General features: G+C 55.5%; 22 protein-coding genes. 13 read left to right on the plus strand and 9 right to left on the minus strand.

Features of this window, described 5'->3' with window-relative positions; genetic code table 11:
* Window positions 1-555 precede the first annotated feature (555 nt).
* Together Q1A91_RS23415 and Q1A91_RS23420 are read right to left on the minus strand one after the other, a co-directional pair.
* Window positions 556-1,413, minus strand: a complete 858-nt coding sequence (locus Q1A91_RS23415) for an ImmA/IrrE family metallo-endopeptidase (RefSeq protein ID WP_299883259.1) — start codon at window positions 1,411-1,413, stop codon at window positions 556-558.
* 7 nt (window positions 1,414-1,420) lie between these two features.
* Window positions 1,421-1,750, minus strand: coding sequence for a helix-turn-helix transcriptional regulator (locus tag Q1A91_RS23420; protein WP_299877800.1), 330 nt, complete (start codon window positions 1,748-1,750; stop codon window positions 1,421-1,423).
* Between the two features lie 131 nt (window positions 1,751-1,881).
* Between Q1A91_RS23420 and Q1A91_RS23425 the strand changes: the two genes are divergently transcribed.
* From Q1A91_RS23425 to Q1A91_RS23455, 7 genes are all read left to right on the plus strand, one after another.
* Window positions 1,882-3,183: a DNA methyltransferase gene (locus tag Q1A91_RS23425; RefSeq protein WP_299883262.1), complete on the plus strand. Its 1,302-nt coding sequence runs from the start codon at window positions 1,882-1,884 to the stop codon at window positions 3,181-3,183.
* A complete protein-coding gene (locus tag Q1A91_RS23430) occupies window positions 3,180-3,899 on the plus strand; it encodes a DUF5681 domain-containing protein (protein ID WP_299883265.1) in 720 nt (239 codons plus the stop codon). Before Q1A91_RS23425 ends, Q1A91_RS23430 begins: the two co-directional genes overlap by 4 nt.
* Window positions 3,900-4,039: 140 nt before the next feature.
* Window positions 4,040-4,849 carry an AraC family transcriptional regulator gene (locus tag Q1A91_RS23435; RefSeq protein ID WP_299883268.1) on the plus strand — a complete coding sequence of 270 codons (810 nt, stop codon included), beginning with the start codon at window positions 4,040-4,042 and terminating at the stop codon, window positions 4,847-4,849.
* Window positions 4,850-4,934: 85 nt separating this feature from the next.
* Window positions 4,935-5,483 carry a YbhB/YbcL family Raf kinase inhibitor-like protein gene (locus Q1A91_RS23440; protein ID WP_299883271.1) on the plus strand — a complete coding sequence of 183 codons (549 nt, stop codon included), beginning with the start codon at window positions 4,935-4,937 and terminating at the stop codon, window positions 5,481-5,483.
* 103 nt (window positions 5,484-5,586) lie between these two features.
* On the plus strand, window positions 5,587-6,483 hold the full coding sequence (locus Q1A91_RS23445) for a DMT family transporter (protein ID WP_299883274.1): 897 nt from the start codon (window positions 5,587-5,589) through the stop codon (window positions 6,481-6,483).
* A gap of 111 nt (window positions 6,484-6,594) precedes the next feature.
* Window positions 6,595-7,305, plus strand: a complete 711-nt coding sequence (locus Q1A91_RS23450; protein ID WP_299883277.1) for a LysE family translocator — start codon at window positions 6,595-6,597, stop codon at window positions 7,303-7,305.
* 65 nt (window positions 7,306-7,370) lie between these two features.
* Window positions 7,371-7,781, plus strand: coding sequence for a GNAT family N-acetyltransferase (locus tag Q1A91_RS23455; RefSeq protein ID WP_299883280.1), 411 nt, complete (start codon window positions 7,371-7,373; stop codon window positions 7,779-7,781).
* 34 nt (window positions 7,782-7,815) lie between these two features.
* On the opposite strand, the gene Q1A91_RS23460 is transcribed toward Q1A91_RS23455, so the two are convergent.
* Window positions 7,816-8,697 (minus strand): LysR substrate-binding domain-containing protein, encoded by an 882-nt coding sequence (locus Q1A91_RS23460; protein ID WP_299883283.1) that lies wholly within the window; start codon window positions 8,695-8,697, stop codon window positions 7,816-7,818.
* An 84-nt stretch (window positions 8,698-8,781) separates the two neighbouring features.
* Here Q1A91_RS23460 and Q1A91_RS23465 point away from each other — a divergent pair, with 84 nt between their 5' ends.
* Both Q1A91_RS23465 and Q1A91_RS23470 read left to right on the plus strand, forming a co-directional pair.
* On the plus strand, window positions 8,782-9,993 hold the full coding sequence (locus tag Q1A91_RS23465) for a hypothetical protein (RefSeq protein WP_299883286.1): 1,212 nt from the start codon (window positions 8,782-8,784) through the stop codon (window positions 9,991-9,993).
* Window positions 9,990-10,490: a GNAT family N-acetyltransferase gene (locus Q1A91_RS23470; RefSeq protein ID WP_299883289.1), complete on the plus strand. Its 501-nt coding sequence runs from the start codon at window positions 9,990-9,992 to the stop codon at window positions 10,488-10,490. The genes Q1A91_RS23465 and Q1A91_RS23470 overlap by 4 nt, the downstream gene beginning before the upstream one ends.
* Window positions 10,491-10,588: 98 nt before the next feature.
* Here the strand turns inward: Q1A91_RS23470 and Q1A91_RS23475 are convergent, their stop codons facing one another.
* Complete coding sequence (locus Q1A91_RS23475) at window positions 10,589-11,125, minus strand: CGNR zinc finger domain-containing protein (protein WP_299883292.1); 537 nt, start codon at window positions 11,123-11,125, stop codon at window positions 10,589-10,591.
* Window positions 11,126-11,184: 59 nt separating this feature from the next.
* Here Q1A91_RS23475 and Q1A91_RS23480 point away from each other — a divergent pair, with 59 nt between their 5' ends.
* The 3 genes from Q1A91_RS23480 to Q1A91_RS23490 all read left to right on the plus strand — a co-directional run bounded on the left by Q1A91_RS23480 (window position 11,185) and on the right by Q1A91_RS23490 (window position 12,406).
* Entirely contained in the window at window positions 11,185-11,595 is a 411-nt protein-coding gene (locus Q1A91_RS23480) for an AzlC family ABC transporter permease (RefSeq protein ID WP_299883295.1), read from the plus strand.
* A 301-nt stretch (window positions 11,596-11,896) separates the two neighbouring features.
* Complete coding sequence (locus tag Q1A91_RS23485) at window positions 11,897-12,202, plus strand: AzlD domain-containing protein (protein WP_299883298.1); 306 nt, start codon at window positions 11,897-11,899, stop codon at window positions 12,200-12,202.
* A 39-nt stretch (window positions 12,203-12,241) separates the two neighbouring features.
* Window positions 12,242-12,406, plus strand: coding sequence for a hypothetical protein (locus Q1A91_RS23490; RefSeq protein WP_299883301.1), 165 nt, complete (start codon window positions 12,242-12,244; stop codon window positions 12,404-12,406).
* A 162-nt stretch (window positions 12,407-12,568) separates the two neighbouring features.
* Here Q1A91_RS23490 and Q1A91_RS23495 read toward each other — a convergent pair whose 3' ends face one another.
* The 5 genes from Q1A91_RS23495 to Q1A91_RS23515 form a co-directional block, all read right to left on the minus strand.
* Window positions 12,569-12,952, minus strand: coding sequence for a RidA family protein (locus Q1A91_RS23495; protein ID WP_299883304.1), 384 nt, complete (start codon window positions 12,950-12,952; stop codon window positions 12,569-12,571).
* A gap of 159 nt (window positions 12,953-13,111) precedes the next feature.
* Window positions 13,112-14,629: a cytochrome c peroxidase gene (locus Q1A91_RS23500; RefSeq protein ID WP_299883307.1), complete on the minus strand. Its 1,518-nt coding sequence runs from the start codon at window positions 14,627-14,629 to the stop codon at window positions 13,112-13,114.
* Window positions 14,630-14,677: 48 nt separating this feature from the next.
* Window positions 14,678-15,289 carry an N-acetyltransferase gene (locus tag Q1A91_RS23505; protein ID WP_299883310.1) on the minus strand — a complete coding sequence of 204 codons (612 nt, stop codon included), beginning with the start codon at window positions 15,287-15,289 and terminating at the stop codon, window positions 14,678-14,680.
* 71 nt (window positions 15,290-15,360) lie between these two features.
* Window positions 15,361-15,984 (minus strand): hypothetical protein, encoded by a 624-nt coding sequence (locus Q1A91_RS23510; protein ID WP_299883313.1) that lies wholly within the window; start codon window positions 15,982-15,984, stop codon window positions 15,361-15,363.
* An 86-nt stretch (window positions 15,985-16,070) separates the two neighbouring features.
* Entirely contained in the window at window positions 16,071-17,141 is a 1,071-nt protein-coding gene (locus Q1A91_RS23515; RefSeq protein WP_299883316.1) for a homocysteine S-methyltransferase family protein, read from the minus strand.
* A 62-nt stretch (window positions 17,142-17,203) separates the two neighbouring features.
* Between Q1A91_RS23515 and Q1A91_RS23520 the strand changes: the two genes are divergently transcribed.
* Window positions 17,204-17,824 carry a TetR/AcrR family transcriptional regulator gene (locus Q1A91_RS23520; protein ID WP_299883319.1) on the plus strand — a complete coding sequence of 207 codons (621 nt, stop codon included), beginning with the start codon at window positions 17,204-17,206 and terminating at the stop codon, window positions 17,822-17,824.
* Window positions 17,825-18,225 lie beyond the last annotated feature (401 nt).

Genomic DNA, 18,225 nt, shown 5'->3' on the forward strand with positions numbered 1-18,225 from the left:
AGAAACCATTGTCCAGATGGACCAAAGGCCGATCATGCACTAACAATCAAATTGGACCACTCAAGTGGGGCTGATCACCTTACGCTTGGAGATGCGTTAGGTGAATCAAGCTCTGTAACACCACGGTTTTGCCGGATACTTGCACCGCCGAATTGGCCACCTCAGACTTCTGCCGGTATTGACCCCGATTGCCATTGATCACAGCGTCTACGGCATGTGACCAAGCCCATAACCTACTGAAAACGCGCCACTATTGCGCAGGGCGCTCGCACCGATTGTTTCTTAGGAAGTGTATGGCTGTGCGGCCAGTCTGCGGCTATCCAGTCTCGCCAAGTTGGCCGATTAACAGGGAGTTTACAGGGATTTCCGGAGTTTTTCGCATCCATTTGACCCATCCTAGCCGGTTAGTGACCTGGTTCATGTCGACATAACAGTGGGTTGGAGACCATTTCCCTGTTCTTTGCGGAACAGGGAATTTAGCGCTGTGTAACAGGTAGAGACCGACGAAGAACAGGGAAGGGGGATCGCATTACAGGGACGTGCGCCCAGTGCTGACTACCGGAAAGTCGGCATCCCGAGTTCGCGATGACTTTCGCCATTATCGTCGCCCTCGTCGGGCATGTCAGCCCAAAGCAGCGTAACTGCATGTCCATTCTTGCCGATCCGGGTTTGCTCCCAAATCTCGATCTCAGGGTTGTTCGTCCAAGCAATAGCGGAGGTCTCGGTCATACGTGTGATGCCCCGTTCCCCTTTTTGTATGGCTCGAAACCCGGCCGTTTCTTTTGGAAGCGCGTGCCCTTTTTGGCAGGTTAGAAACGGGAATGCCCTGGACCTTACCGGGTGCCGAACCCGGCCTTCGTGTGACCAAATCGCCGCGAGAGTTTGGTCCGCAAGCTCAATCTGCCGCCTAACGCAGGCCTCTAAACTAAGGTCCAGCAGATCGCGCATTGAAAGCGCTTGGCGAAGGTCAGGTGGATCTACAAGTAGGGGTACGGCAAGGTGCGCCGGAGCCAGCAGTTCAATCGCAAATCGATTGGCTTCTGCTTCCTGCCGGTAGTGCCGCTCTGCCTTGCTTTTCTCGTGCATGTCAGAAGGCATGCACCGGAAACCTCCTTCATCCGATGGCACATGTCGTTCCATCAAGAAGTGCCCAAGCTCATGGGCTACCGTAAACCTCGCACGGCGATCTCCGCGTCGTGTATTTGCCAGGATCACGCCATCCGTGCGCCTTCTGTCTGTGAGCAGCATGCCTTCAAAACCGTCGAACCGATCGATGTGCACCGCGGAGATATCCAATGCTTCCGCAACCTGGACCACTGGAACAGCGCCATCCAGCGGTCCGAGCATATCCAACACCATGCCCGCAAGTCGCTTGGGTGCATGAATGTCAGCCAAATCAATGCGGTTGAGCACAGGGATGTTAGCGGCTCCTGCTGGGTTTAGACGCCATCGTCTTAATCATCTGCTCCACGACAGCTCTGTCCCGTTCGCTAAGTGCCTCTAGGTTGCGGTTCATCTGGGCGATCTTCACATCCTTCTGACCGGGCTCTTCGGCCTCACCAGTCATCACCTCAATGCTAACGCCAAAGTGCTTTGCCAGCTTCCGGACCAGATCAAAGGAGGGGTTCTTGCTCCGTCCTTTCTCCAATTCCCAAACATGCGCCTTTGATGCGCCGACCTTGTCAGCAACGTCCTGCAAAGACTCTTCGGTCTTCTGGCGCAGGCTGAACAGACGTTCTCCGATGTCCATCTTGTCTCTCCCGTTCGGTTTGTCTGACGAAGCTATACGCGTAAGATTGACGACATGCCAGTCGTAAGATAAATCATACGAAGAGGGCTGATCAGACAGATTCGGCCGAGCACCAGAAAAGGAGAGCCTAAATGGCCTCGAGAAATATCGAGATGATCGCGATCCGCGACCTCAAGTCCTGGGCGCGTAATGCGCGGACGCACTCCAGAAAACAGGTTCGCCAGATCGCTGACAGCATCGAGACTTTTGGGTTCACCAATCCGGTGCTGATTGACGAGCACCGCACGATTTTGGCCGGGCACGGTCGGGTCGCTGCGGCGGAGCTCTTAGGGATGACAGAGGTGCCATGCCTTTACCTCGACCACATGAGCGAAGCGGAGAAGCGGGCCTATGTGCTGGCGGACAACAAGCTGGCGCTGAATGCGGGCTGGGACGATGACCTATTGGCGGCGGAGCTTGGCGCGCTGATGTCGGAGGATCTGGATTTTGATGTTGGTGTGATTGGCTTCTCGATTCCCGAGATCGACAGCTTGATGGAGACGGTAGCACCGGAGGAGCCGGATGATCCGGCGGATGACAGAGTTCCAGACGTGGTGCCAGCGCGGGTGCGTCCAGGTGATCTGTGGCAGTTGGGTCGGCATCGACTTGTCTGTGGAGACGCCCTGGATGCCGGTGTGGTTGACGATCTGATGAACGGCGAAATGGCCAGGATGGTTTTTGCTGATCCGCCGTACAACGTCCCAATCGATGGGCATGTCGGCAACTCCGGTAAGATCCAGCACCGCGAGTTCGCGATGGCATCAGGTGAGATGACGCCTGCCCAGTTCACGGACTTCCTGACCAAGGCCATGCGCAACTTGGCGGATCACAGCGTTGATGGATCGATCCACTTCCTCTGCATGGACTGGCGTCACATGTCTGAGCTGCTGGAGGCCGGGCAGGGGGTCTACACCGAGTTGAAGAACCTCATTGTCTGGGCCAAAGACAATGGTGGCATGGGAACGTTCTATCGCTCTCGTCATGAGTTAATCTTTGCTTTCAAGAGCGGCACTGCCCCGCACATCAACACCTTTGAGTTGGGCCAGCACGGGCGGTACCGCACCAATGTTTGGCAGTACCGAGGTGTCAACACGATGCGTGCAGGGAGGATGGAAGAGCTTGCGCTGCATCCGACGGTGAAGCCAGTGCAGATGATTGCGGATGCCATCCGGGATATCTCGGGGCGGGGGGACATTGTTCTTGACACCTTCGGCGGCTCTGGCTCCACGCTGATTGCGGCGGAAAAGACCGGGCGGCGCGCCTTCATCTGTGAGTTAGACACGACGTACTGCGATCGTATCCTCGCGCGGTGGGAGGCCTTTGCCAGAGATGATGCAAAGCAACTGGTCTGCGGTTGGCCGCGGCAAGATGCATGTCTGGAGGCGGCTGAATGAGCGCTCCAAAGCCTACAAAACTGCCAGCCGTTCCATCCCAAGCAGACTACGATGTTGGCTATGCCAAGCCGCCAACCGGCAGCCGCTTCAAGCCGGGGCAATCGGGTAACCCCAAGGGGCGGCCGAAAGGTGCGAAGAACAAGCGCCCTGCTTTGAATGATGAGCGACTCAAAAGCATCATTCTAGATGAGGCATACCGCGAGATCACGGTTCGTGACGGTGACCGCAACGTCTCGGTGCCGATGGCGCAGGCAATCGTGCGCGCGCTTGCGGTCAACGCCGCCAAGGGCCAGCACCGGGCACAGCGGCTATTTGCAGAGATGCTCTCCTCCACAGAACGCCAGAACAAGGCTCTGGCTGATGAGTGGTTGCGGACCGCAATCGAGTACAAAGTGGAATGGGAGCGCGAATTGCAGCGTCGCGAAGCGCTTAGTATCACCAACTTGCCGCAACCGTTGCCGCACCCTGATCAGGTGATCATCGACATGAATGCCGGCACCGCGCGTGTTCGAGGCCCGATGACCAAGGAGGATCGCCAGGAGCTGGAGGATTGGAAGAAACGACGCGATGACTGGATCGCGGAGTTGCAGGACATCGAAGAGCATCTGCGGTCAGAGGCGGATCCAGACATCCGCAAGCTGTTGGAGGATGATAAAGCGCAGGCTGAGAAACTCCTCGCTATCATTGATCCAATGCTTGAAAAGATTGGATATTGAGATGCAGTGTCGCGGTGTTCCTGCGGGAGTCAATCTGAGAGCAAAAGTCATCGTCCCGGAACCCACCTGGTCAGTGAGAGACCAGAGCGTATGAGACTGCTGACTTGCCAAAGCGACCTGCGATAACGACAAAGCATTTCATGATAAACCCAGTGCAAACCAAAGCTCAGATTGAATACCTCGAGGTGCAGCAGTCTAGCAGTGCAACGTTTCGCCAACTTCATACTTCACATTTTTTGCTGCTACGAATTTGTCTCGGGGAAAAGATCATTATTGACGAAGCCGGAGAGACGACTCGGGTTAGCTCAGGGGAGTTTGCGTATCTGCGCCGTGGAGAGCGGTTGACTGTCTCAAACCATGTGGATGATCACGGGCTGTACCGGGCTGAGGGTTTCGTGATCAACGAAGCAGCCATCCTTGAATGTGTAAGAGACGCGCAAATCGACGATCTTTCACGCAAATCCAGAGCCGGGGCAATGCATGAGGGATTCAGCCATGCCTTTTCCAGATTGGTTGGCGCACTGATCAGCAGCTCCGTATCGGATCGCATCCTCCTGCACTGGTTCAAAGAGCTGACCATTTGGATGCAAGAGGCGGGAGTAGCTCTTGAACCGGCATCGCCCTCCGCTGTGACTGCCCGACTTCGGGACTTGCTTGAGGCTGATCTTGAAAGGTCATGGAAGTCTGAGGATGCAGCGCATGCGCTTGGATTGAGCGAATCGACCCTCAGGCGGAAGCTAAGCAAAGAAAATACAAGCTTCTCGCAGGAACTGCGCGATGCAAGGTTATCTCATGCGCTGATGCTTATTCAGACCACAGATCGTTCATTGGCAGAGATCGCATTCGCAAGTGGTTTCAGTTCTCAATCCCGCTTCAATGAGGCCTTCAAGGCGCGCTTTGCCGTCGCTCCCAGAAACCTGCTGGGACGCTCGGGACAAGTGAGCGCATAGCGTAAAAAGTTGACCGGCTCGCGCAATACCTTTGGCAACGCTTTGGCACAGACTGACCTGCAGACACTGTTTCGGAGATATCGTGATGAAAGCAAGTATTTTGGGTGCAACCCTTTCTGCAGTGCTGTGCGCGCCAACCCATGCGGAAGGCTCGTTTCAACTCACTAGCCCTGACATTGCCGAAGGCCAGCACCTTGATCAGAAGTTTGTTTTGCAGGGCTTTGGGTGCAACGGCGGCAATACGTCCCCGGCGCTGGTATGGCGCGGCGCACCAGAAGGGACACAAAGCTATGTCGTGACCCTGTACGATCCTGACGCGCCAACAGGCTCCGGCTGGTGGCATTGGGTCGCATTTAACATACCCGCAGAGGTGACGTCACTGAAACAAGGCGCTGGATCCGAAGACGGTGGGATGCCCGATGGTGCCATTCAAAGTCGAACAGATTTTGGAACGGCAGGTTTCGGTGGCGCATGTCCCCCAGAGGGGGCCGTGCATCGCTACCAGTTCCGTGTACATGCGCTTGGTGTTAAAAACCTTGACCTTGATGAAGATGCAAGCGCGGCGTTGGTTGGTTTTATGACCCGGGCAAATTCACTTGATACTGCCATCCTGACGGCGGTTTTCTCTCGGTAACAACCTTCGACCTATTGCGATCGGCGGTTCTTATCGCGTTTCATCCAATCGGCTATCGATGCCGTTGCCCCTCATCCTTTCAGTGAGACACGTCTGGGACACTATGGAACTCTGGATCCCGATCACCATCACGGCCGCGTTCCTTCAGAACTTGAGGTCCACGCTTCAAAAACAACTCAAAGGCGTTATGGGGACCACCGGGGCTACCTTTGTACGCTTTGGATTTGGCGTACCATTTGCAGCACTCTATTGGGTGTTGTTGATTTGGGGATTTGATGCGGGCGTCCCTCACTTGAACGGCAAATTTGCGGTTTGGGTAGTGATCGCAGCCATTTCACAGATCTTAGCCACTTTCCTTTTGATACATCTCTTTTCCTTGCGGAATTTTGCCGTCGGCAATGCCTACGCACGAACCGAACCAGTCCAAACGGCACTGTTTGCCTTTGTGTTGTTCGGCGTTCAGTTCAGCCTGTCGTCGATGCTCGCGATACTCATGGCGGTTGTTGGTTTGGCTTTGATTTCCGTTGCGCGTACTGGGATCTCTCGCGAACAACTGATGTCTTCCAATGCTGGCAAGACCGCATTGATTGGCTTGGGTTCTGGTACCTTGTTTGCCCTCGCGGCGATTGGCTTTCAGACAGCCGCGCGCAGTGTTGGATCAGGGGATTTTGTCATTCAGGCCGCGACAACGCTGTTGGTCGGAATTGTCTTTCAGACAATTTTGATGCTGCTCTTTATGAACCGCGAAGAGATCATCCATGTGATTGCCGCTTGGAAGACTTCTTTGATGGTGGGCTTTGTGGGCGCGACTGCCACGCTTTGCTGGTTTGCGGCATTCACCTTGCAAGAAGCGGCCCTGGTGAAGGTGGTTGCGCAGGTTGAGATGTTGTTCGCCTTTGGATCGAGCGTTTTTGTCTTCAAAGAAGCGATCAACAGGCTAGAGCTTGTCGGTTGCTTACTGATCGTGAGCAGTATTCTCTGTTTGATCCTGATCGACTGACCCTTGAATCGTGAGTTGCCTATCTAGAAACGTCGACCAGGACCTAGGGTGTCGCCAGATCATCTTGATCACTTTGGTGTTTCTCTCGCTGGATCCTGTGATGCGCGGGTTATGGAGACGACCCTGCGCTCAAATCGTCCGCACCTTAGCGACGAACGGCCAGTGATGCTTGACCCTGCCTATCCATCTGAAGTTGTCATCCTCGGGCTTGCAAGCGTCGTTGTGACCCTCGCCATGCCCGGTCCAAGCCTCGCTGCAGTTGCATCTGCAGCGCTGAACAGAGGTCGCTTTTTTGCGCTGCACGTCGCGGCGGGCATTTCAGCAGGTGTGTTCACGTGGACGATATTGGTCGCCTGCGGTTTCGGTGTGCTTTTACAGACTGCCCCGGTGTTGCTGGGCGCCATGAAAGTGTTCGGGGGGAGCTACTTCTTATGGCTGACGCTTAAGAGTCTTCGGGCTGTGCTATGTCAAGAACAGGTGGCGTTTGATCATTTCCATCACGCAGCGACGGCATGGGCTGGCTTTCGGCATGGCGCGTTGGTTGTCCTGACCAACCCCGCCGCCGCGCTGATGTGGACAGCTATTGCATCGTTTTTGTTTGGCTCTGGTATGACCGCCTGGCAGGTGGCAGGGTTGAGCCCGGTGTTCGCGATTGCAGCTTTCATGGTCTATGGTTCCTATGGTGTCTTGTTTTCAATGAGAGCCGCTATTGCCGCCAATCAAAGGATGTGGCGCGTCACCGAGGCGGTGTTTGCCGGCGTATTCGGGGTGATTGGCGCTTCACTTATATTGAGTGGCATTGGTGACGTGAAAGGACTATGATGTCGAGAGCCACCCCTAGAACCGTCGACGTTGCCCGACCTGTTTCTGCGGACAAAGATGCGTGGATGGAACTTTGGGCGCAATACAACGCCTTTTATGGCCGGAAGGGCGATACCGTGCTCCCAAAGGACGTGGTCGAGGCGACCTGGAGGCGCATTCTGGACCCTGAAAGTTCGGTAGACGGGTTGGTTGCCTTGGTCGGCGGGAAACTGGTGGGCCTTGCCCATGTCGCCTTTCATGATAACCTAATCCAGCTGCAACAGACGTGCTACATGCAGGACCTCTTTACTGCGCCGGACGCGCGGGGCTTGGGCGTTGCGCGCGCATTGATTGATGGCGTTACGCAGCTATGCCGGTCTAGGCAGGTCGGCGACGTTTACTGGCACACGCAGGCAGAAAACACCGTGGCGCGGCGCCTCTATGATCAGCTCGGCAGGGATACCAACTTCGTCGTCTATAGAATGAATGTTGACTAATCGCCTTAGGCACCAACGTGGCGCGATGGGCCGATCAGCATCCCTCTCCGAACTCCTCGCTGACCCAGTTCCCCACCGCTGTCAGGGCGTTGTTTGGCCTATCTTTGGGCCGCACAAACCAGTACCCATAGCTGGCCTTCAACGACACGTCGAAAGGCATGATCAGGCGGCTGTTGGCAATTTCATCTGCGACAAGCAAGGACCGCCCCAGAGCCACACCCTGGTGGTTCAGAACCGCCTGTAGAATTGCGGTATCATCCCCCAACCGTGGTCCAGGCTGGGGCAGAATGGTGCAACCGGCTTCCCGAAACCAAGCGTCCCAGTTTTCTGGCAGATCCCCATGAAGCAGTGTCACGCGCGACAAATCATCCGGATGGGTTATGCTGTTCTGGCGCGCAAATTCTGGGGTACAAACGGGGCTGATTGTCTCATCGGCGAGTTTGACCGCATCGAGGTCAGGGGGCGGGGCGGGGGAGTACCGGATTGCAGCATCAATGCCTTCCTTTGCGAAATCGACCAAATGCCTGGATGCAGTGATGCGCAGGTCAATGTCAGGATGGGCCGTCATGAACTGTTCCAGACGGGGCGCGAGCCAGCGGGCGGCAACCGATGGTAACATGGACAGGGTTACCACGTGATCTGATTGTGCGGCTTCGTTGACCGCTGTCCAGGTGGCTGAGAACGTCTCGGCCAGCTGATTTGCCAGCCGCTGTCCCGCAGGTGTCACCCTAAGCCTTGCGCCATTCCGCACAAATAGTGAAATCCCCAATATCCCTTCCAGGTCGGAGACCTGTCGTGACACACCACTTTGGGTAATTCCCAATTCCGCGCCTGCGGCAGTGAAGCCGCCACATCGGGCGGCTGATTCAAATACCTGCAAAGAACGCAGTGACGGTCTTGCATGACTTGTACGCATAATGAAATCAGATTCTTCTCATTTTGCCAAGTATCTCCTGCCTAGTACCATGAGTCGAGTTGCATATGAAAGGTTCGCTGACTGATGACTGACGTTAACACTGCAAAAGCCGAGACCCCCAGTCGTTCACGCTTGGTTCCCGACCTCCCACTCGTTGTATGGATGGTCGCACTAACGTTGATACTCGGATTGGGCAGCGGCATGGGTTCAGTTGACTTGGTCGCTGCCTATAACCTGGGTTTTGGGCGGGCATTGGGTGAGTTTGCTCTTATCCTCTTGCCTTCATTTACGCTGGCTGCTGCGTTGTCCCGCCAGAATGTCGCCTCCGAAGCGGCAGGACGCGCGACGGCCTTTGCCTCGCCCGTTGCCGGGGCAGGGATGATTTGTCCTGATACCGCTTACGCGGCCCTTTCACCTGCCGCAGGGCGCTACAAACTCGAACTTGCCTTTGGGGCATATGCAGGGTTCAAACTGCTCTATCCAGCGGGTCCACTAATTGTCGCCGCCGGGTTGGGTACGGCTGTCACCGAAGCGGTACCGCCTGTCACATTGCTTTTTGCCGGTGTACTGTTGACAGTGCCGGTGTGGATGACGGGTCTATTCTGGGCGCGTTATTCCAACAAAGCGGTGGAAAGCGCCCCCATTGCGGCTACCGAGCAAACCAGCGCAGGACTTATCCTCACATTTGCCCCATTTTTGGTAATGACCGCACTGTTGATCGTTGGCGGCGTTGTCGGGCAGACGGGCATCGGTATCATTGACTTTCTCCTGATGCCGAAGGGCGCGTTGCTTTGCGCCGCGATCCTGGCGCTGTTGCAAACACCCCATAAAGCAAGGCGCGAATGTTTGGATAGTGCGGTACGGCGCACTGGGTCTCTCTTGCTGGTGATTGGCGCAGCAAGCGCCTTTGGTGGGGTATTGACCATGCTGGTTCCACTAGATCGCCTTGTCCCAAACGGGAGCGGGCTTGTAACCCTGCTGGCGCTGTTTGCCTTGACGGTGATCTTTAAGCTTGCTCAAGGATCGTCGATGGCCACGTTTGCAGCTGTCGCCCCCGTCGCCGCACCTATCGTCGTCGTGAGCGGTGCTGAACCAATTGCTGCTGTCTTTGCCATTTGCCTCGGCTCTTTCATCGCCATCCTGCCCAATGACAGCTATTACTGGTTGGTCCGGCGCGATGCTCTTGAACACGAAACAAGCGAGGCGCGTGCAATCCGCATTCTGACAGGTGGTGCAATTTTGCAAGCCTGCATTGGCATGGCCCTCTTGCTCTCGGTCGTGGCGGTTTGGACATGACCGAGTTGCGCATCGCCAACGAAAGTGATGCACCTTCAATCATCCGGATAGACGCTGAAGGTTTAGCAACGGGACATGCCTCGTTTCGCCAAGAACCTCATGATTGGACCAGTTTTGAACAAGCCTACAGAGCCGAACGTGGGCTTGCCTTGGTTGTATTAGATGATGGGCGTGTTTTCGGATGGGCGGGTGTTAGCCCGACTTCAGCCCGCGAAGTCTATCGAGGCGTAGGTGAGGTCTCAATTTATGTATCGAGAGAGAGGCAAGGCAAGGGTTTAGGCCGGGAATTGCTACTAGCACTCGTTTCAAAGGCTGAGGAGCAGGGCTATTGGACGCTGGTCGCGCAAATATTTCCCGAAAACGAGGCAAGCCTGGCCTTACACGAGGCTTGCGGCTTTAAGCGCCTTGGTGTCCGGTCGAGGATAGGGCAGATGACGTATGGACCGTACGCTGGTCAATGGCGAGATGTCGTCATGTTGGAACGGCGCAGTGATTAGGTTTGTCGCCAAAGAGAGATTGGAGGCCCAAGAAATTGAGCGTCTGTCGACAAGGCTTTTAAGAGAAATGGGTTCTTGATATCTAGCAACTGTAGACATCAGTGCCTTTGCTGGCGGCTCTTCTTGGCATAGTTTTTTGCGGCTTTGAAGCGGTTTCCACAGGTTTCCATGATGCACCATTTTCTGCGCGCGTTTTTGGTTTCGTCGATGAAAAGCCATCCGCAATTGCGCCCCGGACATCGCTTCAAACGTTGAAACTCACGTTGATCGCTCAGGATAGAGAGCGCGGAAATAGTAATGAGGTTGACCAGCGGAACGTGATCTACGGTTAGGTCGTGAGATGCAAGTTGCGATTTTGGGAGCGAAGCGTAATCGAATAGATTGAAGTCCAGCGATTTCTCATTGCCAAGAAACAAGGACCGCAGCTTGGCCCTGAGCGCTTGCAATTCTTCTATGGTGGCAGTTTGGCCGACTTCAGTGAGATTAAGAGCTTCCATCCAAATACGTAGATCCGCCGTGTTCGAAAGCTTCTCATCTATTACTGTGCCGTCGTCCGACCAGTTTGCAGTGTTTACAAAATCGAGCGCCAAACGCCCGCCAATGGGTCGGACGGGTGAAGAAGTACTGTAGGTCATGGCCCTGTCTAACCACTGTAGCGGTTGACCAAAAGTCCAAATGTGATCTAACCTAAGTAATGGTTAGATCAAAGCTGCCCGACACACCCCACCATGCCAACAGCGTCACGCTGACGTGGATAGGGGTTTTGTCTGGAGCCAGGCGCCTCGCGCCTCTGTCTTTTTTTGTCTTTCCATTTGGCGTTGGCTTTGGAGTTGCTGCGATCGAACAGGGGCTGACAGGCCCCCAAGCATTCGTGATGAGTGCGGTCGTTTTTTCAGGTGCGGCCCAATTTGCAGCGCTTGATTTCTGGCCCCATCCGACAAATCTGATCTCCGTTGCATTGGTGATTTTTGCCATCAACGGGCGCCACGTGATTACTGGCGCTGCCCTTGCTCCCTGGTTGAACCAGTTGCCCTTGCACAAGAGATGGTTGGCGCTTGGGTTGCTGAGTGATCCAAATTTCACCGACAGCCACCGTACATTCTAGGCGGGCGAAAAAGACGTCGGCATCCTGCTTGGTGGTGGATTGGTCCTGTGGCTGAACTGGATCTTGGGGACGGCCATCGGTACCTATGCAGGCACCACGGCAGGGTCGCTGCACTCCTTCGGGTTTGACGTTGTGATGGTTTGTTTTTTCGCAACGGTCATGACGGAAAGGTTGAAACACCGATCCGCTATCGCGCCGGCGGTCTTCGCCACGGGTGTCAGCGTGATGACGCTGGGTTGGCTACCGGCGGGTTGGAACATCATCGCCGGTGCACTCGTGGGGGGCGTTGCAGGGGCTGTTCGTGGACAATGATCTGACACTGTGGCTAGCCATCATGGTGATTGCTTTCGTTACGTTCTGCAGTCGAATTGCGGGACCCGTGTTGATGAGCCGGATTGCCGTTTCTGACAGGATCGAACGATTTCTGGATGCGATGGCAGTGTCCGTTGTTGCTGCTTTGGTTGCCTCCATTATCGCTCAAGCCGGATGGCGCGAGGCGGCGGCGGTTGCGATATGTGCTGTTGTTATGTTGCGCTGCCAGAGCGCGATCTGGTCGATCATGGCTGGGATTTGGTTGGCCGCTGCTTGGTCATCCATCAACGTGTAGTACCGCTAAGCTGTCACTTTGGAATGCGAGGATGAGCGCATGTTCGAGATGCTGCGGCTGCAGCCCGCATTGCCGACATTCGCTGCGCTGCCAAAATCCATGATTGTTCGAACTTACGCATCGCGGACTTTGCCGCCATATGCTTTCCAGCCTTCGCTCAAGCAGCATCAATTCGCGATCGCGGCAAGTTTTTTGTTGCGCTGAAGTGGCTTTCGCCACAGCAGCCATTCAAAGTGGTTCTGGAAGCTCGATTTCAATCCGCTTCTTCGCTCGCAGGCCGCTTGTGCCACGACGGTCTGCAACCACATTGTCAAAGAGCACTTACTGATGATGCGCTGTGCAATAGTGATAGCGGATGATTTTCGCCTACCCGGCTGCGGTAACGTCAATCTCGATCTTGTAATGCGGATGCCCTAACGCCGCGACGACGACCAAAGTCCAGGGAGGAAGGTATTCGCCAACGACGTCACGATGCACCTCAACGTAATCCGGAATATTTTCTTCCCCGACGATGTAGCTTGTGACTTTGACGACATTCGCAAGGCCAAAGGCCTTCTGTTCGAGAATGGCCAACACGTTGGCCCACGCGATTCGGGCCTGTTCTTCAATGCTGTCGGGGCAGGTTCCGTCTGCCCTTTCGCCCAACTGGCCGGAAAGGGTCATCCAGTTGGCGCCCGCATCAATAAAGAAGCCATGCGTATAGTGGCTGGCAGGCGGCGCGATGTGGTCCGGTTTCACTGGTGTAATCATTGTCTTCGTCCCTTTCTGGGTTTTTGTTGCGGTCAAAAGCGGACAGCGCTCCGCTGGAATGAGGGTTCTGGTCAGGTGTGATAGAGCGTCGGGGGCGCTACGGCACACAATGCCGATTTCCTTTCGAGAGTTATCCCAATATCCGTTGTATGGCCCTTTTCATTCCGTCTCAGAGACATGTTGATTTGACACCGCTGCCGCAGGTTGCGGAGGCAGTCCGGAGGGCAGATGGATGGGGATCATCTCACTGCGGTCGAGAGCAGATGGGTCGGTCAGAGTTTCTAGAAACGAAACAAGATCCCGGATCTCCTCCTCGGTAAGCGCAATGGGTGTCAGGACGTTTGCTAAAGCGATACGCTGACGCAAATCGCTTGAGCGCATGACCCAGCTGTCCCGTCGGTCGAAGGCCGCACGCCGACCGGCCTCCAGCGGCGCAAAGCTTAAGCCAGACCCCCGAGATTTCAGGCGTTGAAGACTTGCAAGAGGCGGCAACAAAACCTCTGCCGGATCGAATGCGGTGAGGCTTGTTTGTGGGTCAAGATGATGTCGCACCATATCCTCTAATTTGTCAAACGCACCGCTATGCCCCCAAGGACCGGTCAGTTCAACGTTACGCAGGGACGGCGTGCGGAATGCAAACAGGTCCGCAGGATCGCCCGTAACGCGGTAACGACCCTCGTCCTCAGTTCGAGCCGGCAGGCCGGTCGTTCGCAAGTAGGTCATGTCGCCTCCATGCCCCTTGCCCGGTCCAATCTGAGGCACCGCAATGGCATGAAACTGGTGATCCGTGAGGAGCGGTCCGCTATGGCAATCCGCACATTTGGCTTTGCCATAGAAGAGGTCGGCTCCGTTTTGAGCGGCAGGCGTCAGGATCGACAATTCACCAGTGCGCATTACCGAGTCGAATTGGCTTTGGTCTGACCGAAAGGCGACAGTTTGGAATGCGGCGAGCGCTTCTGCGATGTGGCTGTAGGTGACTTGATCGGGAGATGTGATCTCCGGAAAAGCAAACTGCATCATCTCAAAATAGCTTGTGTGCGCCGCAACGCGCTGCGCCAACTTATTCCATATCGCAGGTCGATCTTCGTGATGTGCAGCGTCCGCAATTGGGTTTTCCCCATATTGCCCTGCCATCTCAATTGGAGAAGTGACCGGGAAGAACGCCTGTGCCGTCAGCACACCAGATATGTTATTGGGCAAATCCCGCCCGGCAGGATTGCGGATCGCAAGCGTCGTGTGAGAGGCATCCAATGCCTCGACCCGACCGTCGTGAAACATCGAGACATAGCCGCGCGCACCAATGTTCCAGAGTGGTTGCGCGTTTCGTGGCACCCTGCCGGTCACAGGATCGGCGGTTGCGCGATCCGGACCCGCGCCGACCCCGCCTTCACCGATACCCAGCGCCAATCCATCACCTGACCCCAAGGCGGGATCATGGCAAGTGCCGCAGGAAATGTTTCCGTTCCCAGACAGAACCGGATCAAAAAACAGGTTCCGTCCAAGTTCTACAAGCGACGGTGCAGGTGCTCCGTCGTAGAGGAAATCCGTGTCCTCAAGTGGCCGCGGAAGTGGGACAGACAGCTGGGTTTGCTCACCAGCTTTCGCTGCAAAGGCCGCTGCCAAAGCCGTAATGGACAACGTAGCCAGTACCGATATGGGTGACATTTTCGAGGCCATGGCACATCTCCAAACTTGGGGACAAATGCAGTTTGTTGAGCGCAACGCTCAAGATTTCGGGCGGTTCTTGAGCTTCTTGATGAGCAGCAGAACGTCGCCTGTGTAGTACGGCGGACACGGATGCAAACGCACGGGTTCACGTGCCACAAGCTGGTACCCAAGCCTCTCATAGAGTCGAACTGCACCCTTGTTCTGGCTGTAGACCTGAATGCTCATTTCCCGGAAGCCGTTTGCCTGCGCCAACTCTTCTGCCGCCGTAAGCAGTTGCGTACCAATGCCTAGATTCTGGCCTTCGGCAAACACAGCCAGAGCATTCACAAACCAAGTATCGACCGACAGTTTTTCCAAAGCGACAAATGGGGCAATTGGTGCAGGCAAATCGTCGGGATTTTCAGCGGGCGCTGCGGTAATCGCATAGCTCAGAACCATGCCAATGGGATAGCCGTACCGATCTGCGACCAATGCGTTTGTGTAAGAGAAGCCGCCCTGCGTGCGCTTGGCCCGCTCGATGCCGATTTCCAGCGGCGTTTGCCCTTCGACGCAGGCGCGGGCCCACAGCCAATTCGGGATGCCTTCACCCGCGAGGTTGATCAGCCTCGCCAGACTTTCTGCATCAGAGGCATCTGCCTGGCGGATCAGAAACGTCGTTTGAATATTCATTTTGAGGGTCCTTTCGAAGATAGCTGGGTGCGGTCGGGGCGGGAGGCGGCCCCGACCGCAAGCGTCAGGCCTTAGATCGACGGGATGACACTGGCATCAAAGACCGGGCCGACAGGCACGCCGGAGTCCCAATCCAGATGGTCATCTTCATCAATGGGGTTTTGGCCAGAGTAAGAAGCGTCTTGGGCTTTTTCCTTGTCCATCGGGTGATCTTCAAACGTGTAGGTCGCGCTCAGACCCCAGAAATCGTTGAAGCCCAACGTGGTCTGGATCAGACCGCCATCAAATTCAGCGTATGGGCCGGTTGCGCCAGTCACGGGGCGCAGGTTGGCCTTGCCGATATCTGCGATTTCAGTGCCTTGCGTAATGATCGTTGCGCCGTCATCAAAGGCAAAGACTTGCCGACTGATGACCCACACACCTGTCGTGGCGTTCCCGGCTTCGCCCACAAAGTAGCCATCGCAAGTCCAGGTGCCCAAAACCAGCTCTGGGAAAACGGGGCTGCCGTCTTCGAGAACGCCGATGACACCATCGGCAAGTGTGCCTTCGGGGTAGATGTAACCCTGGCTGACGAAAGCGTTGCCGTGCGCGGGCATCCCGTTTTCGTGCACGGGCGCTGCCGCCATATGGATACGGGTATGATCTTCGGCCACGTCAAATGCCGTCGGGGCGTCCGCTTGTGCAAAGCTGGTCATTGATAAGATCAGGGCAGAGGAAGAAATTAGTGTTTTCAACATTGGAGTTATCCTTTCAGGGAGAATGTGTTGGGAGTGGATAGAAATCAGGCTGCCGAGCGGGCGTGATCGTGCCCGGCAATGCAGCTCACATGCCGATGATCAGTGCCGCAACAGCCACCAATCACACGGATGTTCGGGAGGAGCGCAAGAAGCTCCGCGCTGAGTTGACCAAGCTCGACCGGATCACCGGCATCCAATACCTCGGCCTCGTCCAACTCGGCATGGCTCATCCGCGAAGCATTGGCGCGAAGACCGCCAATGCGCAGCGTCCATGCCTCAGACGTGTCAATCACATCTCGGAAGTGATCCGGATGGGCACAATTGATCATGTAGTAGATCGGGCCGCCGTTGGTTGCCGCATCGACCTCGGCAATGGCATCGCCCAGCGACTGACCGGACGGCAGACATCCATCAGTTTCCAAGGTGAAGGCAATGACGACTGGGATGTCGATTTCCTTGGCAGCCTGTACAATTCCAATGGCCTCACCGGCATGGGTCAGCGTCATTGCGCTGATCATATCCACGCCTGCCTTGCCCAGGGCATGGACCTGCGGGGCGTGGATAAGCAACGCGTCTTGAGGGGCGAGCATTGTATCGGGTGCGTAAGCATCGCCCGCTGGGCCGACCAGACCGTTGATCAGGATCGGAGAGCCCGAAGTTTCTTGCTGGTCACGGATGTCAGAGACAAAGGCAACGGCACGTTTGTTCGTCTCAATGACCTCCAAAAGGGTCTGCCCCAATGGACCGGCCCAAGCTGTTCCGGCGCGCCACGTCGGTGCATCCAGAATAAAGCCACGATTGGATTGGCGCGCAATGCCGATGAAGCGCTCAAAGTACTCCGTCAGGTCGCGGCGTCCCGGTTCGCAGTCGAGCAACACCGCCGCTGAAAAGCAAGGAAGGTCATATCCCTTCTCAAAGAGCATGTATGTCTCAAGCCCTCCGTCGGAGAGAAAGAAACGTTTGGCATTGGTCAATTCTTGAATACGCATCGAGGTTTTCCTTTGCAGTTGATGAAAAAGGACTAGCCTGAGGCTGTATCGGGCCGATAGTTGCCGCGTGGTACGGTTGCCTGAATCTGTTTTTGCCCTTATTTTCAGCGGCGAAAGCAGCGCCATGATCGGCGCCCGGCCATTGAAAAGGGGTCAACTGGACTCGCAGTACAGTCAGGATGGGATCAATGGATCAAAAAGTTGATACACGCAGCCGAATCCTTAACATTGCAGAGGCGGCGGTTCTCGAAAAAGGGTTTGAGGCCACGTCAATCGAAGAGATCGTGGCCGGGGCCGAAATCTCACGTGGCGGGTTCTTTTATCACTTCAAAGACAAGAACGCATTGGCTCGGGCAATGCTGGAACGCTACATTAATGCCGAAAACGCGCTCTATGATGATCTCTTTGCGCGCGCCCGCGAACTCAACGATGACCCACTTCATTGCATGCTCATAGGTTTGAAGCTTTTGGCCGAGATGCTTGAAGAGATGCCAACAGGACATCCTGGCTGCGTAATTGCCTCAACAGCCTATCAGGATCGCTTGTTTGATGAGGGCGTGCGCGATCTGAACCGGCAGGCTATTCTTGGTTGGCGCAAGCGGTTCCGGGGGATGTTCGAAGAGATAGCGCAGGTCTATGAGCCTCGTGAGGCTGTCAATATGGACGCTCTCGGCGATATGGTGTCCGGCGTGGTAGAAGGCGGCTTGGTCCTGCAACGCGCCCTTCGCGAACACAACAACGCTTCTGAGCAGATCATGCTGTTTCGTACGTATCTGAAACTGCTGTTTGCAGACAAACAGCGACCTTAGGCAGTAGAAAACAGTCATCAGTGCTGTCGAAACTACAGCTATCTTCGTCCTTCCAACTAATCGGAAGCCGTTCTCTCCAGGTGCGATTATTATGGATGTCCAACCGCAACGTCGTAGTGTCACGTCCAAATTTGCGTGGGTGCTGAATTGTCCGTTCTGCGAGCATGCGCCGCGAAGAATCTTTTGGTCTCCTATGGGCTCCAAGGAAACCTTAGCTGCAAAAATCACGAATGGACGGTTTGGGAAACATCGCCTTTCGCTGCACCGCGCACGAACTGGTAACATGCGGGACCTAGTGAGCTTTCGCTGCAGCTGCGCTAGAGTCTGGCCTGCTGCCGGTTTCGTGGACACCGAGATAAGGTGTTTATGAAACTGGAGAATCTAAATGACGAGAAGAATGT

The sequence above is a fragment of the uncultured Sulfitobacter sp. genome (genome assembly GCF_947500075.1).
GTDB lineage: Bacteria > Pseudomonadota > Alphaproteobacteria > Rhodobacterales > Rhodobacteraceae > Sulfitobacter.

Excerpts from the sequence above, each read along its gene's own strand:
- Q1A91_RS23490 (WP_299883301.1), top strand. The coding sequence starts at position 12,242 with ATGTTCGAGATGCTGCGGCTGCAGCCCGCATTGCCGACATTCGCTGCG.
- Q1A91_RS23505 (WP_299883310.1), bottom strand. The coding sequence starts at position 15,289 with ATGAATATTCAAACGACGTTTCTGATCCGCCAGGCAGATGCCTCTGAT.
- Q1A91_RS23495 (WP_299883304.1), bottom strand. The coding sequence starts at position 12,952 with ATGATTACACCAGTGAAACCGGACCACATCGCGCCGCCTGCCAGCCAC.
- Q1A91_RS23480 (WP_299883295.1), top strand. The coding sequence starts at position 11,185 with ATGGTTAGATCAAAGCTGCCCGACACACCCCACCATGCCAACAGCGTC.
- Q1A91_RS23445 (WP_299883274.1), top strand. The coding sequence starts at position 5,587 with ATGGAACTCTGGATCCCGATCACCATCACGGCCGCGTTCCTTCAGAAC.
- Q1A91_RS23520 (WP_299883319.1), top strand. The coding sequence starts at position 17,204 with ATGGATCAAAAAGTTGATACACGCAGCCGAATCCTTAACATTGCAGAG.
- Q1A91_RS23430 (WP_299883265.1), top strand. The coding sequence starts at position 3,180 with ATGAGCGCTCCAAAGCCTACAAAACTGCCAGCCGTTCCATCCCAAGCA.
- Q1A91_RS23425 (WP_299883262.1), top strand. The coding sequence starts at position 1,882 with ATGGCCTCGAGAAATATCGAGATGATCGCGATCCGCGACCTCAAGTCC.
- Q1A91_RS23465 (WP_299883286.1), top strand. The coding sequence starts at position 8,782 with ATGACTGACGTTAACACTGCAAAAGCCGAGACCCCCAGTCGTTCACGC.
- Q1A91_RS23455 (WP_299883280.1), top strand. The coding sequence starts at position 7,371 with ATGGAACTTTGGGCGCAATACAACGCCTTTTATGGCCGGAAGGGCGAT.
- Q1A91_RS23450 (WP_299883277.1), top strand. The coding sequence starts at position 6,595 with ATGGAGACGACCCTGCGCTCAAATCGTCCGCACCTTAGCGACGAACGG.
- Q1A91_RS23500 (WP_299883307.1), bottom strand. The coding sequence starts at position 14,629 with ATGGCCTCGAAAATGTCACCCATATCGGTACTGGCTACGTTGTCCATT.
- Q1A91_RS23440 (WP_299883271.1), top strand. The coding sequence starts at position 4,935 with ATGAAAGCAAGTATTTTGGGTGCAACCCTTTCTGCAGTGCTGTGCGCG.
- Q1A91_RS23470 (WP_299883289.1), top strand. The coding sequence starts at position 9,990 with ATGACCGAGTTGCGCATCGCCAACGAAAGTGATGCACCTTCAATCATC.
- Q1A91_RS23435 (WP_299883268.1), top strand. The coding sequence starts at position 4,040 with ATGATAAACCCAGTGCAAACCAAAGCTCAGATTGAATACCTCGAGGTG.
- Q1A91_RS23515 (WP_299883316.1), bottom strand. The coding sequence starts at position 17,141 with ATGGCGCTGCTTTCGCCGCTGAAAATAAGGGCAAAAACAGATTCAGGC.
- Q1A91_RS23475 (WP_299883292.1), bottom strand. The coding sequence starts at position 11,125 with ATGACCTACAGTACTTCTTCACCCGTCCGACCCATTGGCGGGCGTTTG.
- Q1A91_RS23420 (WP_299877800.1), bottom strand. The coding sequence starts at position 1,750 with ATGGACATCGGAGAACGTCTGTTCAGCCTGCGCCAGAAGACCGAAGAG.
- Q1A91_RS23460 (WP_299883283.1), bottom strand. The coding sequence starts at position 8,697 with ATGCGTACAAGTCATGCAAGACCGTCACTGCGTTCTTTGCAGGTATTT.
- Q1A91_RS23510 (WP_299883313.1), bottom strand. The coding sequence starts at position 15,984 with ATGACCAGCTTTGCACAAGCGGACGCCCCGACGGCATTTGACGTGGCC.